Origin of the sequence: Solidesulfovibrio carbinolicus (genome assembly GCF_004135975.1) — a bacterium.
Lineage (GTDB): Bacteria > Desulfobacterota > Desulfovibrionia > Desulfovibrionales > Desulfovibrionaceae > Solidesulfovibrio > Solidesulfovibrio carbinolicus.
In genome coordinates, this window is sequence record NZ_CP026538.1 from 35,436 (window position 1) to 49,870 (window position 14,435).

At 66.8% G+C, this 14,435-nt stretch carries 11 protein-coding genes; 4 read left to right on the forward strand and 7 right to left on the reverse strand.

Annotated features, from left to right (window positions below; translation table 11 throughout):
• Positions 1 to 177: 177 nt before the first annotated feature.
• The 3 genes from C3Y92_RS00165 to C3Y92_RS00175 form a co-directional block, all read right to left on the reverse strand.
• Complete coding sequence (locus tag C3Y92_RS00165) at positions 178 to 2,241, reverse strand: methyl-accepting chemotaxis protein (RefSeq protein WP_129348366.1); 2,064 nt, start codon at positions 2,239 to 2,241, stop codon at positions 178 to 180.
• A 338-nt stretch (positions 2,242 to 2,579) separates the two neighbouring features.
• Entirely contained in the window at positions 2,580 to 2,909 is a 330-nt protein-coding gene (locus C3Y92_RS00170) for a DMT family transporter (RefSeq protein ID WP_207214016.1), read from the reverse strand.
• Between the two features lie 91 nt (positions 2,910 to 3,000).
• Positions 3,001 to 3,243: a hypothetical protein gene (locus C3Y92_RS00175; RefSeq protein WP_129348368.1), complete on the reverse strand. Its 243-nt coding sequence runs from the start codon at positions 3,241 to 3,243 to the stop codon at positions 3,001 to 3,003.
• 152 nt (positions 3,244 to 3,395) lie between these two features.
• On the opposite strand from C3Y92_RS00175, the gene C3Y92_RS00180 reads away from it, so the two are divergent.
• From C3Y92_RS00180 to C3Y92_RS00190, 3 genes are read left to right on the forward strand one after another with little or no spacing between them, the layout of a single operon-like run.
• Complete coding sequence (locus C3Y92_RS00180) at positions 3,396 to 4,499, forward strand: AMIN domain-containing protein (protein ID WP_129348370.1); 1,104 nt, start codon at positions 3,396 to 3,398, stop codon at positions 4,497 to 4,499.
• A gap of 30 nt (positions 4,500 to 4,529) precedes the next feature.
• Complete coding sequence (locus tag C3Y92_RS00185) at positions 4,530 to 5,615, forward strand: SGNH/GDSL hydrolase family protein (protein WP_129348372.1); 1,086 nt, start codon at positions 4,530 to 4,532, stop codon at positions 5,613 to 5,615.
• Positions 5,612 to 6,589 carry an EipA family protein gene (locus C3Y92_RS00190; RefSeq protein WP_129348374.1) on the forward strand — a complete coding sequence of 326 codons (978 nt, stop codon included), beginning with the start codon at positions 5,612 to 5,614 and terminating at the stop codon, positions 6,587 to 6,589. Before C3Y92_RS00185 ends, C3Y92_RS00190 begins: the two co-directional genes overlap by 4 nt.
• Positions 6,590 to 6,914: 325 nt before the next feature.
• On the opposite strand, the gene C3Y92_RS00195 is transcribed toward C3Y92_RS00190, so the two are convergent.
• The 3 genes from C3Y92_RS00195 to C3Y92_RS00205 all read right to left on the reverse strand — a co-directional run bounded on the left by C3Y92_RS00195 (position 6,915) and on the right by C3Y92_RS00205 (position 11,649).
• Positions 6,915 to 7,505: a chemotaxis protein CheC gene (locus tag C3Y92_RS00195; protein WP_129348376.1), complete on the reverse strand. Its 591-nt coding sequence runs from the start codon at positions 7,503 to 7,505 to the stop codon at positions 6,915 to 6,917.
• 103 nt (positions 7,506 to 7,608) lie between these two features.
• Positions 7,609 to 7,977 (reverse strand): response regulator, encoded by a 369-nt coding sequence (locus C3Y92_RS00200; RefSeq protein ID WP_129348378.1) that lies wholly within the window; start codon positions 7,975 to 7,977, stop codon positions 7,609 to 7,611.
• Between the two features lie 72 nt (positions 7,978 to 8,049).
• The gene (locus C3Y92_RS00205) at positions 8,050 to 11,649 is read right to left on the reverse strand and encodes a PAS domain S-box protein (RefSeq protein ID WP_129348380.1); all 3,600 of its coding nucleotides are present in this window, start codon (positions 11,647 to 11,649) and stop codon (positions 8,050 to 8,052) included.
• A 191-nt stretch (positions 11,650 to 11,840) separates the two neighbouring features.
• Here C3Y92_RS00205 and C3Y92_RS00210 point away from each other — a divergent pair, with 191 nt between their 5' ends.
• Complete coding sequence (locus C3Y92_RS00210) at positions 11,841 to 12,686, forward strand: substrate-binding domain-containing protein (protein ID WP_129348382.1); 846 nt, start codon at positions 11,841 to 11,843, stop codon at positions 12,684 to 12,686.
• A gap of 209 nt (positions 12,687 to 12,895) precedes the next feature.
• Here the strand turns inward: C3Y92_RS00210 and aspA are convergent, their stop codons facing one another.
• The gene (gene aspA / locus C3Y92_RS00215) at positions 12,896 to 14,299 is read right to left on the reverse strand and encodes an aspartate ammonia-lyase (RefSeq protein ID WP_129348384.1); all 1,404 of its coding nucleotides are present in this window, start codon (positions 14,297 to 14,299) and stop codon (positions 12,896 to 12,898) included.
• Positions 14,300 to 14,435 lie beyond the last annotated feature (136 nt).

Here is a 14,435-nt window from a genome sequence, read left to right on the forward strand (position 1 = left end):
TTGAGCAATAATTTTAGGTAATTGTTCAAGAAGTTCCAGGGGATGCCCCCGGTCCCCCCGGATACAAGGCCACGGTCCGGGAGGCCGCGCCGGGGGCTTGAGAGCGCCAGCCGCAGGGAAAGCAAAGTGCCGGACAGCCAAGCAGCTGTCCGGCACTTTTGCATCATTTTCAGTGAGTTATCGGCCAAGAGCCTTGGGCTTGGCCGTGCCGCGCGCCTCGGTCTCCATGTCTTCCATGAGCCGGCGCAGCGCCGCCGCCTCATCGTCGAGATCGGCCACGGCCCGGCTGGCCTCGGCCATGGAGGTGCTGGTCTCGGCCGAAATGACGTTGATTTCCTCGATGGAACGGCTGATCTCCTCGGTGGCCGAGGATTGTTCCTCGGTGGCCGTGGCGATGGCCCGCACCTGATCCGAGGCCGAATCCACCATGTCGACGATTTCGCCCAGGGCCTCGCCGGACTCCCGGGCCTTGTCGGTCGCCTCGCCGATGACGGTCACGGCCCGCTCCACGTTGTCGATGTTGCGGCTGGTCCCCTGCTGGATGCCGCTTATGGCCGCGCCGACCTCCTTGGTGGCGGTCATGGTCTTCTCGGCCAGCTTTCGCACTTCGTCGGCCACCACGGCGAAGCCCCGTCCGGCCTCGCCGGCCCGGGCCGCCTCGATGGCTGCGTTTAAGGCCAACAGATTGGTCTGGTCGGCGATGTCGTTGATGACGCCGATGATATTCCCGATGGCCGTGGCCTGCTCGCCAAGGCTGCCCATGTCGGCCTTGAGCGTCAGCGCCTGCTGCCGCACGGCCTCGATGCGGGCCATGGCCTGGCTGACAATTCCCGCGCCCCGGTCGGCCTGGGACCGGGCCCCGTCGGTGGTGCCGGCGGCCTTGGAGGCGTTCTGGGCCACTTCCAGCACCGTGGCGTTCATTTCCTCCATGGCCGTGGCCGTCTCGGCCACCCGGCGCGTCTGGATCTCCGATCCCTGGCGCGACTGATCGATCTGGGCGCGCAAGCGCTCGGCCGCCTCGGTGACGCCGGAAACCACCGAACCCATCTGGGCCACGGCGTGCAGAATGCCTTCCTTGCGGGCCGCCTCGCCCTGGCGGCGGGCTTCCTCGGCCGCCTCCATGGCCGCCTTGGCCCGTTCGGACTCCTGCCTGGCGGTGTCGGTGGCCGCCTCGGCCTCGGTGATCTTGTCGCGAAGCGTGCCCACCATGCGGCGCAGCGAATCGGCCAGATCGCCCGCCTCGTCGCGGCTGGAGACGCTTAAGGTCTCGGTAAGCCGTCCCGCCGCCACAGCCCCGGAAAAGTCGGCCAGGGCCAGGATCGGCTTGGTAAAGGCTTTGGAAGCCAGATAGCCCACGAGGCCAAGGGCCAGCACCACGACCAGGGCGCTGAGGCCGGCGTTGCGGTTGACCGCTGCCAGCGAGGCGGTGAGCATCCCCATGTCCTTGCCGACAAAGGCGATGCCCATGGTTTTGCCGGCCGCGTCGGTCAGGGGCCAGTAGGCGGCGATGTAGGGCTTTTCGAAAAGGGTCAGGTGTTTGATGACGACCTTGCCCTGGTCAAGCACACCCGAGACGACCTCCTGGTCGGTGATGGAGGTGCCGATGACCCGGCCCGAGGCGTTGGCGATGGTGGACGACACGCGCACCGGCCCGGAAAAGAGCGTGGCTTCCACGCCAAGCATGGTCTTGAGGCCGTCCACCAGGGCATTTTTGGCGGCCAGATCGGCCCCGACGGCCACGCAGCCGATGACCGCGCCGTCCTTGCGCACCGGGGCCGTGGCCACAAGCGGCAGATGGCTGCCGGAAACCGCCGTGAACCCGAGGGTTTCGCGGCCGGCGGCATTGTCGGCCAGGCGTTCCTTGAGGGCCGTGACCGCGTCGGCCGACTCGCCGGCCGCCGCCAGCACCGTGCCGGCGGTGTCGGCAAAGACCACGAAGCCGGCCTGCCCCACGCCCACGAGATCCTGGCCCAGGCGCGACAGCAGCGCCTTGTCCGGGCCGGACACGCCATTGATGACGTTTGGCCGTACGGCCTGGCCCCGGGCCAGATGGGCAAACTGGGTGCGCAACGCCTCCAGCCGGTCCGCGCCCACGCGCTGAAAGGCCTGGATGTTGTCGTCGTATTCCTTGGAAAAACCGGTTTCGAAGGCGAATCGACCGGCCACGACAATGGCGAGACTGGAGATGATGACCGAGGAAACGACGAGGAAGATAATTTTAAGGGTAATGCCGATGCGCATGGTTGGCTCCTTGGCGGATAAAGTGCTCGCCGCACCTGTCATCGATCACTCGGGCGTGGGATGGGTGATGCGTGATGTGTCGTTGCGTATAGATGGAACTATCGATTAAGGCAAATATAACACGCATTCGTCGTAACAGCAACGAGGCAGCATTATTGAGACGGGGTATCAACGGACGCGCAACGCCTCCCCTCGGGCATGTCGCCGGGGTCCGGGTGCGATGCTGGGCGGCAACGGTGCGGACGTGACCGAAATGGCCTTGCCCGGAGTTCCGGCGTGGCGTGCCCTGGCGCTGCCGTCTTGGCGGCTCGCGGCGCAATGTCTGGTAATAGGGGGGCTTAATGGGCGAGCTTGAGCACGACGACGCCGGAAATGATGAGTCCCACGCCGGCAAATCGCCCGAAAGTGGCCGGATCGCCGTAGAGCAGCAGGCCGCAGGCAAAGGCTCCGGCCGCGCCGATGCCGGTCCAGACGGCGTAGGCCGTGCCAATGGAGATTTCACGTTGGGCCAGATACAAAAGCGCCATGCTGGCGGCCATGCACAGGGTGGCGATGAGCCAGCCGGTCAGTCCGCGCCCGGGCGTTTCGGCCATTTTGAGTCCGATGGGCCAACCCGCCTCGAAAAGTCCGCCAACAATCAAATAGGTCCAGGCCATGCTCGTCGTCATGCGTGCCTCCGGGCCGGCGGCAATACCTGCCCTGTCTGGGATTGTCCAGAGGTCTTGGGCCTGGTTTTCGCCGCGAATCTGTCTGGGCGTTTCACCCGACCTGACGCCCCTGGGCGCGCTTGCCGGCTTCCCAGACGAGGCGTCCGACGCGGCGGCCGAGGTCGGCCTGGCGGGCGCGCAGCAGGGCCTCGGCGGCTTCGGAGTTGCCCTGGGTCGTCAGCAGCGAGGCGGATTCCAGGTCGCGCAGATGCCGGGCGCATTCCTTGACCAGGCTCGTGAGGTCGATGGACTCGATCTCCGACGGCACCCGCACCGAGCGAACCTTGTTTGGCATGGCCCCCTCCCTTTGGCCTAGGGAAATCGGAAAACGGGCCGCCTGTCAACGCAACTCGCAGCCCTGCTTGCCTCTTGAGGGAATCGGCAACCTCGGGTAGCGTCCGGCCCGATACCACGTCCATGCCGTGCATGGCGCGAAAGGGGGAAGCCATGGCTCTGACTCGGGGCGACAAGATGATCATCGCGGGGGCGGCGGCCCTGGCCGTCACCGTGGTGCTCGGCTTGGCTGTTGTGAAAAAGCCGTATCTCTTCGGACTCGGCGAAAAGCCCGCCCCGGCCGACATTCCCCCGGCTCCGGCCGCTGCCGCGCCCGAAGTCCCGGCCGGCCCGCCGCCCATCACCGCGCCGCCGGCGGCCATCGCCAAACAGGCGGCTGACGCCGCCGCGCCGGCTCCGGCCGCCGCGCCCATGCCCGCGCCGACGCCGCCCCCGGCCGCCGCGCCCACGCCTGTCCCGGCCGCTCCGGCCGCTTCCCCGGCCAAGGCCCAGCCGGCACAGGTCGCCGGCGACGAGAGCCTGGAAAAGATGTTCGAGGAACTGGCCGGCGAAACCGGCGGCGCCAAGGCCGGCAAACCCGGCGCGCCCAAGGCCGAGGCCAAGGCCGCAGCCCCCGTTCCGGCTGTCCCGGCCGCGCCGGTGCCCACCACGCCGGCCGAGGCCATCAAGGCCGAAGCCCTGCCCGAACCGCAAGCCGCGCCGGCCCCGGGCCACGAACCCGCCCCGGCCAAGACCGATCCCAAGGCCGAGGCCAAGGCGAAAGCCGAACAGGCCAAGGCCGAAGCCAGGGCCAAGGCCGAGCAGGCCAAGGCGGAAGCCAAGGCCAAGGCGGAACAAGCCAAAGCCGAACAAGCCCAGGCCAAGGCAGCGCCCAAGCCTATAACCCCGGCTGCCCCGACGGCCCCGGCCGCCGCCAAGCCGGTCGCCGGCGGCGGTAACGTCATCCGGGTCATTGCCGAGGAAAAACCCGGCGAATACGTGCTGGTCATCCAGACCAACAAGCCGCCGGCGAATTTTTCGCGCATGTTCATGACCGACCCGCCCCGGCTGGTCCTGGATATCGACGGGGCCTGGAACTACAACGGTCCGCTGTCCAGCTCCACGGGCGACGCGTTTATCCGGCAGATCCGGGTGGGCAAACACGCCGACAAGTTCCGCGTGGTGCTCGACATGGCCCCGGACGCCACCACGCGCCTTCGCGGCGCGCCCACGGCCGAACGCGTGCCCGAGGGCGTGGCCCTGCGCATCCCCAAATAGGCCGATGTTCATGGCCCGAGGTCCGATTTCGTGAAACGCTTCCTTTCCCTGGCCGGCCGGACGGTCAAATGGCTCATCGTCGCCGTGCTGGCCGTCGAGGTGTTGTCCTTTGCCGTCATCACCACCAGCAACTGGATCATCTACGGCAATCTGCGCGAAGGCCCCAAGGCCGTCTACGACCCGTATACGCTGTTTCTCATGGAAAACGGCGTATGGCCCACGGCCAACTGCGAAGTGGTCCCCAACCACCCGGAACTGTCGCGCACCATCTGGTTTTTTGGCGGCTCCACCATGCGGGCCAGCTCCGCCCCCTATGAGCGCTCCATTCCGTCCCTGGTGGCCAAGGCCTTAAACGAACGCGACAAGCCCTGCGTGTTCAACTGCATGAACTTTGGCGTCAATTCCTTCAACTCGCTGTTGGAGATCAAATATCTGCAAAAGCAGTTCCTGGAATACATCATCCGGCCCAACCTCGTGGTCTTCTACGACGGGGCCAACGACGCCAACTATTTTGCCGTACAAAAAGACCCCTACGCCCACGAAGGCAAGGAGCGCGCCCAGGGCGTCATCGAGAGCTACTACAAGTCGGGCGTGGGCATTTTGAAGCCTCTCAACGCCGCCTACTTCGCTTCGTTCACCCGGGAACTGCTGCAGAAATTCCTGTACACGGCCACGCCGCTGGACCCCAACTCCCCGGAACTGGCCACGTTTGTGGCGCAGGCCGTGGCCCGCTACGATTTCGCCGAACGCCTTTCGGCCTGCTACGGGGCGAAATTCCTGCTCTTCCTCCAGCCGCTCTACTGGGTTGAAACCGCGCCGCCGGCCGATGCGACCGTGGCCGCCAAGGAGCAGGAACTCATCCTTGGCCGCAAGACGTTTCCCCACGTGCGCGGCAACTTCAACACCGTCTACGCCGCCCTGGAAAAGGCCCTGGCCGGCAAGCCCTATTTCGTCAACCTGCGGGATTCCCTCAACGGACGCGCCGCCCCGGCCTACACCGCCGACGGCGTTCACAATACGGATACCGGACGCGAAGGCATCGTGGCCGCCATGCTGCCCCATATACGCGACCGGCTCCCCTGCAACCTCGCCCCCGAACCCGGAGGTCGCCAATGAAACGCCTCGTCGCCGTAGCCATCCTGGCCGGCGCGCTCATCCTGACCGCCGCCCCGGCGGTCTACGCCCAGGCCCTCAAGGAACGCTCCCTGTCCGATCCCGCTCCCAACACCCAGACCGCCCCGCCGCCGGCTCCGACCCAGCAAGGCGCGCCAGCCAGCCAGACGCCGCCCGCGCCGACCAGCGTCGGCGTCCAGCCCGCCCAGCCGCAGCAAAGTGCGCCGCAATACCAGCCGCAAACCGCCCAACCCGCGCCGGGCCAGCCGGGCGCGCCGCAGTACGCGCCCCAGCAGCCTTATCAGGCGGGCCAACCGTATCCGTCGGGCCAGCCTTACCAGCCGGCCCCGGCCGCCGCGCCCGGTTACCAGGGCGCGCCCCAGGGCCAATACGCGCCGCCGCCCGCCTCGGGCGAACCGGCTGGCGGCACCCTGATCAACGGCCAGCCCATCGGCACGGTGGCCCCGCCGCCGCCGCCGCCCCCGGCCAAGCCCGGTCCCTACAACCGCGACGAGGTCAACCGCGAGGTCATGGGCTTTTTCGAAGGCGGCTCGCGCGGACTGGCCGAACTGGTGGCCCGGGCCTTTAAAGACCTCGGCCAGCCCGTGGGCTTCATCAAGGGCAACGAAGGCGGCGGCGCGCTGGTGGTTGGCTTCCGTTACGGCGTGGGCACGCTCTACCTCAAAGGCCAGCCGCCCGTGCCGGTCTACTGGCAAAGCCCGTCGGTGGGCCTTGACCTGGGCGTCAACGCCGGCAAGGTGTTCACCCTGGTCTACGGCATGAACCGGCCGGACCAGATCTTCCAGCGCTTCCCGGGCGTGGACGGCAGCGCCTACGTGCTGGGCGGCTTCGGCATGAACTACCAGCGCGTCGGCGACATCACCCTGGCCCCCATCCGCGTGGGCGTAGGCCTGCGCCTGGGGGCCAACGTCGGCTACCAGAGCTACACGCGGGAACAGACGATCAATCCCTTTTAAAGCGTGCGGGGGAGGAACCCCCTTTTTGAAAAAAGGGGGTTCCTCCCCCGCGCCCCCTGCTTCCCCAGAAACTTTCCATAGGGGCTGCGACGCAAGACGGCGGTTGTCCTCTCGGACAGCCGCCACAAAGGCCGCAGTGGCGATGAGGAACAGAAGCGCGGATAATCCATACGGGCGCCGCCAAAAGAGCTGACGCCGGATATCCGTTTGCATCCACCATTTTTTTCCTAACCGTTCACTCTTGACTTCGGGGCGGGGCCATATAGGCGGCTGGGGGCCTCAGGCCCCCAGCCGCCGGCATCTTTCGCCTTTTCTCTTCTTATCTCTACCCTGCCGCGAGGGCGTCGATGGCGCTAAGGAGGGAGTCGAAGGAGGACAGGCTGAAGATGATGAGCACCTCGCCGTCGATGAGATGGTCTTTCATGCTGAACTGGGTGCTGGCCACCAGCACCATGCCCTGGCTTTGGCCGATGATGGAGCCGATGTCGGCTTCGAGGTAGTCGGGCGGGGAATAGCGCAGGGGTTCGCGCAGGATGTTGGCGATGGAGCCCATGACGCCATTGAGGACAATGTTGCCGACCTCTTGCAGGGTGCCGGTGCGCATGGCCGCGACTTCGGCCGGCATGTTCCCGTTGCCCAGGATGACGGACACGAGCTTGTCGGCCGAGGCGGGGGGGAAGATGAGCGCGCTTAAGCCCGCGAATTCGCCGGTGAAGCTGAGTTGTACCGCCGAAAAAACGGAATTGGGCCGCGTGGCGTAGAGGGCGGCCAGTTGGGCCGGGGTCAGCACCCGCAGCACCGGCACCTGGAGCTGGATGTGGGTGTTGACCATCTGGTTGAGCATGCCGGCGGCCCGGCCCACCCCGATGTTGATGAGCTCCTGCATGATGTCGAGCTGGAGCGAGCTAAGCGACATGTCGATGCCCCCATCGTGAATTCGCGACCCGCGGCCAGGCCCTTGACGGGCGGCCGGCGGCAGGGTTGCGAAAGAGCCGTTGGGCCAAGCGTCCCGACATGGGCTAGCAGCCGCACTCCGCGAGCAGGTCGGCCAGTATCCGGCGCAACACGTCGTGGTCCACGGGTTTGTTGAGGAAGGCCCTGGCTCCGAGTTCCAGACAGCGCGCCTTGGTGGTTTCCTGGATGTCGGCCGTGACCACGCAGACGCGTATTTCCGCCGCCTCGGCGGCCAGGGCCTCCAGAACGGCCACGCCGCCGGGATCGGGCATGTTGAGGTCAAGCAGCAGCACGTCGGGGTGGTGCTCGCGCAAAAGGCGCAGGCATTCGGCCCCGTCCTTGGCCTCGATGACTTCATAACCGGCTTCCTTGGCGGTCTTGGCGGACTGGAAACGCTGAAACATGGAGTCGTCGGCGACGATGAGCATGGGCATGGCGGTGTTTCCTACGACAGGCTGATCTGGAGTGTCTTGCGTCTGTGGTGTTGGCAAAAGCCGGCCTTGGCGTCAAGGCCGGGACGAAGCCGCCTCGAACACGTCCTGGCAGGCGTCGCGAAGGCCCAAGGCGAGCTTGCGGGCTTCGGCCTCGTCGCGGGCATTGCCGGCCTGCTCCAGGGCGGCGGCCAGTTCCTGGCAGCGGGCCGCGCCGATGGTGGCGGCGGCGGATTTGATGGTGTGGGCGTGCAGAGCCAGCCCGGAAAGGTCCCGACCGGCCAGGGCCTGTTCGGCCAGGTCCAGACGGCGGCGCAGTTCGTCCAGGGAAATGGTCAGGATGGGGTCGAACAGCAGCTGGTCGATGCCCAGTCTGGCCAGGGCCCAATCGGTGTCCAGCACGCCCTGGGGGCCGTCGGCCAAGGGCGCGGCGGCCGATGGTCCGGGAACCGCTTGGGCAGCCGGGGCCAGAGCCGCCGCGAGGCTTGCCGCCCGGAGGTCTTGGGTGCCCTGGCGACGGTCCAAGGAACGGATCACCGAGGCCAGTTCCTCAAGATTGATGGGTTTGCCGATGTAGGCGTCCATGCCGGCGGCTGCGCACGCCTCGCGCACCTCCGGCGACACGTGGGCGGTGACGGCCACGATGGGCACGTCGGTGGCGACGATGGGCAGGTCCGGGCGGCCGCCGGCCCGAATGAGCCGGGCGGCGGTGAGCCCGTCCATGGATGGCATTTCGATGTCCATGAGCACGAGGTCGAAGGGGGCGTGGGCGAGCTTGTCCAGGGCGGCCTCGCCGGAGGTGGCCACGGCGACCTGGTGGTCGAGCTTGTGCAGATGGATGGTCATGAGCTTGATGTTGACCGGGTTGTCCTCGGCCACCAGGACCCGCAGGCCGCCGCCCGGAGAGCCGAGGGCCGGGACCTGGCCAAAGGCCGACGCCGGCGGTCGGCCGGCCTCGAAGGGGATGGACAGCACGAACCGGCTGCCCTTGCCGGGCACGGATTCCACGGTGATGTCGCCGCCCATGAGCTGGGCCATCTCCCGGCTGATGGCCAGGCCCAGGCCGGTGCCGCCGTAGCGCCGGGCCGTGGAATTGTCGGCCTGGCGGAAGCTCTCGAAAATGGCCGAGAGCAGCGACGGTTCGATGCCGATGCCGGTGTCGGCCACGGCCAGTTCCAAATGAGGCGGCGTATCCGGGTGGGCCTCGGCGTGGGCCAGGCGCAGGGACACGCCGCCGGCGGCCGTGAATTTGACGGCGTTGGCGACGAGGTTGACGAGGATCTGGCGGACCTTGCCCGGGTCGCCCCGCACATGCCGGGGCACGCCCGGGGTGATGTCCAGGGACAGACACAAGCCCTTGGTCCTGGCCGAGACGCCCAGGGTCTTGACAACCGACCGGGCCAGCTCGTGGAGATCGTAGTCCACGACCTCCAGTTCCATCTGCCGGGCCTCGATTTTCGAGAAGTCGAGGATGTCGTTTAAGATGCCGAGCAGATGGCGGGCCGAATCCTGGACGGTTTCCAGGTAGTCGCGCTGCTCCGGGGTCAGCTCGGTGCGAAGGGCCACGTCGGTGAGCCCCAGGATGGCGTTCATGGGCGTGCGGATCTCGTGGCTCATGCTGGCCAGAAATCGGCTTTTGGCCTGATTGGCCCGGTCGGCTTCCTCCTTGGCGGCGCGCAGGGCGTCGAGGTTGCGTCGCCGCTCCACGCCAAGGGCCAGCTGCTCGGCCACGGACAGGAGCAGATCGGCCTCTTTCTTGCCGTAGCGCCCGGAATCGGCAAAATGCATCACGGCCATGACCCCGAGCACTTCCTGGCGCACCCGGATGGGCACCCCAAGCCAGACTTCCGGGGTGCGGCCGGGCCAGGACAGGCCGGTCAGACGCATTCCCCGCCGGGTGACGAGCAGGGGGTGGGCCGTGCGCATGACCTCGACAAGGACGCTTGTTTCTCGAAAATCGTTGAAATTCTGGCGGGTCAGCGGCGTCAGCCGTTTGGAAAGCCCCTGGATGGGCGGCGGCGGGCCGTCCTGGCCGATGCAAAGGGCATAGTTCAGGGCGTCGGCCTCCCGGTCGACCAGGGCGATGAGAAATTCGTCCACGTCCACGGCTTCGGCCAGGATGTTGCGCACGGCCCGAAACAGGCTGTCCATGTGTTCTTCCGAGGCCACGGCGCTGGACACCCGGTAGAGAATGGAGGTGGTTTTTTCGCTTTCGCGCAGCTCGTCCACGGCCAACCGGGCGTCGGTCATGTCGCGCAGGCTGGCTACGATATAGCGTTCGTCGGAGCCTTCCTCGACCCAGGGCGAATAGTGGATGGACAGATAGCGCCGGCCCCGGGCCGGCAGTTCCACCCAATATTCGAAATGCACGACTTCGCCGGCGGCGCAGGCGGCCAGGCGCGGGGCCACTTCCCGGGCGAAATAGGCGCGATCGAGGAAATCCGTGGCATGGCGGCCGACGATGGCTTCGCGGGCGTGGCCAAAAGCCGCCACATAGGCGTCGTTGACGAACACGTATCGGCCGTCGGGCGTCACCAGGGCGACCATGTCCGTGGAAGCGGCGATAATGCGGGCGTAGCGGCGAAGCGAATGCTCGGCCGTGTCCATGGCCGAACTGTCCTGAACGAAATGCTCGTAATACAGGGGGTTGCCCTCGGCGTCGGGAATGGCCCGCACGTCGCGCCGGGTGGTGAGCAGGCTGCCGTCGCGACGACGCACCGTGGCTTCGAAGCGGCTGACGACCCCGGAATCGGCCAGGGCCTGCTCCATGGCTTCCCGCCGGCCAGGCTCGGCGTAGAGCTGGCCGGCGATGTCGCGCACCGACCGGGCCAGCTCCCGGGGCGAGGCGTAGCCGTACATCCGGGCCAGGGCCGGGTTGGCCTCGATATAGCGGCCTCCCGGCGTGGTCAGGGCCACGCCCAGGGGGGCATGTTCGAAAACGCCCCGGTAGCGGGCCTCGCGCTCGGCCAGATCGGCGATTTCCCGGCGCTGGCGGTCGGCTTCCCGCTCCAGCCGGGCCGTGCGCTCGCGCACCCGGCGGTCAATGAGCGCCGCCTCGGCCCGCACCACACGCTCCAGCCGGCTGGGTTCGGACACGTCGGTGAGCACGCCGATGCCGTAGAGCTTGTCGCGGTCGGCCCCCGCCAGCTCCAGCACCAGGGAGCCGCGCCGCGTCTCGCCGTCGCGCCGACAAAAACGCACGCCAAGACCCTGCCGGTCGCCAAGGCCGGCCAAGGCCGTAGCGGCCCGGGCGGCCTCGCCGTCAGCGCTCCCGAACACGGACTGGAAAAAAACGTCCCATGCCTCCTTGCGGGCCTTGCCGGCATAGCCCAGCAACCGGCGCAAGGACGCGGCCAGCCGCACCATGCCCGTGCCCGGCGTCCAGAGAAAAAGTCCTTGGCGGCCATGGACCGCCGCCCAGTCGATGCCGGCCTCGCCGACTTCGTCGGCTGCGTCGCGATCGGGCAAAAACAAGGTGGCCGGCTCCACGCCAAGGGCCCGGCTGAAGGCGTGAATGACGGCCAGGGACGGTGCGGCCGCCCCGCGCTCGATCTTGTTGCAATGCTCAAGCGACACGCCGGACCGCTCGGCAAGCCGGGCCTGGGTCAGGCCGCACAGTCGCCGGACATGGCGCAGTCTGCGCCCAAAAAGTGGTGCAAAGTCCGTTCGATCCATGAACGACCCCAACAAGCGTCAATGCTGTTGGAATAATAAAAACACGTAACAGCATTACGTGTAAAGACCTTGAACCGGCCCTTTTTAACGCATGTCACAAATAACACATCTCCATAAAATCACAGATGATCTTGACTCTTTGCCAACATAGGGGAATAGCATCATGCCCCAAAAGCACAGGAGAGTGACCCATGCGCGCCATCATCCCCGTTTTCCTGGCCCTGTTCCTGGCCGCCGGCCCGGCCCTGGCCGGCCCCACCGTCGAGGAAAGCTACGGCCCCGGCCCCAAGCCCTTTTCCCTGGCCACCGGCAGCCCCGGCGAACTGGGCCTTTTAAAGCTGCTCGGCGAAGCCTACTGCGCCCAGGCCGGCTGCCGCCTGGACTGGATCAAGGCGGGGTCGGGCCAGTCCCTGGACATGCTGCAAAAAGGGGAAGTGGACATGATCATGGTCCATGCCCCGGCGGCCGAGAAAAAAGCCCTGGCCGAGGGCTGGGCCGGCTGCTCGACGCTCATTGGCTCCAACGAATTCTTCATCGTCGGCCCGGCCGCCGACCCGGCCGGCATCACCAAGGCGACCACGGCCGCCGACGCCTACCGCAAGATCGCCCAGGCCCAGGCCAAGTTCTTCTCGCGCGGCGACAATTCCGGCACCCATAAAAAGGAAACCGACACCTGGAAGGACGCCGGCGTCACCCCCTCGGGCGACTGGTACGTCGTGACCAAGGCCTTCATGACCGCCACCCTCAAGCGGGCCAATGACGAGGCCGGCTACTTCATGACCGACAGCAGCACCTGGGTGGCCGAGAAGAAGAACACTCCCAAGCTGCAAATCCTGTTTTCCGGCGACAAGAAGCTCGTCAACACCTACCACGCCCTGTGTCGTCAGACCGACGGCAAGCCGGCTTCGGAGCTGGCCGCCGGCTTCATCGCCTTCGTGGCCTCCCAAAAGGGCCAGGACATCATCCGGACCTTCGGCAAGGACGCCCACGGCGAAGCGCTCTACAACGACGCGGCCTACGCCAAGAAGTACGAATAGCGAACATTGAGGGCGGCCGGGGCTTGCGCCGCCGGCCGCTCCCCCGCCCTGGCCGCCAGGCGCAAACGCTTGCTGCATTCTCTCGCCATCGCCCCCTTTACCCCCTTCTTCCATCTGGTGATGGGATGGCCCCGCCCCTTTTAAAGGGGTAAGGATGAAGTATCGCGCAACATCCAACCGGAGGCTCTTCCTCTTTATCTCTCTTCCCGCTACCCCTGCACAAAACGCGGCTGCATCATGTTTTCGGGCAGCAGCAGTTCGTCGAGCTGTTCCCGGGTGAGCACGCCCTTGCGCAGCACCAGGTCGTAGACGGATTCGCCGGTTTCCATGGCTTCCTTGGCCAGGGCGGCGCTCATCTCGTAGCCGATGACCGGATTAAGGGCCGTGACCAGCCCGATGCTGCGGGCAACCAAGCTGCGGCAATGCTCGCGGTTGGCCGTGATGCCGTCCACGCAGCGGTCGCGCAGCACCCGGCAGGTCCGGGACAGGCGGGCGATGCCGGTGAACAGGCAGTGGGCGATGATAGGTTCCATGACGTTGAGTTCGAGCTGGCCGCTCTCGGCGGCCATGGTGATGGTGACGTCCTTGCCGATGATGTCGAAGGCCACCTGGTTCATGACCTCGGGAATGACCGGATTGACCTTGCCGGGCATGATGGAGGAGCCGGGCTGCATGCGCGGCAGGTTGATCTCGCCAAGGCCGGTGCGGGGGCCCGACGACAGCAGGCGCAGGTCGTTGCAGATTTTCGAGAGCTTGACCGCGATGCGTTTGAGCACCCCCGAGAGCTGGACGTAGGCCCCGGTGTCCCAGGTGGCCTCGATGAGGTTGGGCGAGGTGACGAGATCCAGGCCGGTCAGTTCGCGCAGGGCCTCGGTGGCCAGCCGGCTATAGCCGGGGCGGGAGTTGATGCCGGTGCCGATGGCCGTGGCCCCGAGGTTGATTTCGAGCAAAAGCGACCGGGCTTCCTGGAGCCGGCAGACGTCCTCGCCGATGGTGGTGGCGTAGGCGGAAAATTCCTGCCCCAGGGTCATGGGCACGGCGTCCTGGAGCTGGGTGCGGCCCATCTTGATGACGTCGGCAAATTCCTCGCCCTTGGCCGCGAAACCGGCGAGCAAGTATTCCAGGGCCTCGCCCAGTCCGCCCAGGGTCTGGTGCAGGGCCAGGCGGAAAGCGGTGGGGTAGACGTCGTTGGTGGACTGGGAGCAGTTGACGTGGTTGTTGGGGTGGCAGTGGGCGTAGTCGCCCTTGGGATGGCCCAGGAGTTCCAGGGCGCGGTTGGCGATGACCTCGTTGGCGTTCATGTTGGTGGAGGTGCCGGCCCCGCCCTGGATGCAGTCCACCGGGAACTGGTCGAGGAAGCGGCCGGCGATGAGGTCGTCGCAGGCTTGGCAGATGGCCTGGCCGATGGGGGCGGGGATGGCCCCGAGCTCCATGTTGGCCAGGGCGGCGGCCTTTTTGACGTAGCCCAGGGTGGCGATGAGTTCCGGGCAGCTGGAGATGGGCTGGCCGCTTATGGGGAAGTTGTCCACGGCGCGCAGGGTCTGGATGCCGTAGTAGACGTCGTTGGCAATGGTCATCTCGCCCAAAAAATCATGCTCGATCCGTACCGGCATTCCTTTCTCCTTGCCGCTGCGCGGCGATCCATCCTGGCATCACGCCCTTATACATGCTTCCCGCGCGGCGCGACACAAGTCGGGGGTCCGGGGGCGTGCCGCCCCCGGCGGGGCTCGGGGCGGAGCCCCGAATATG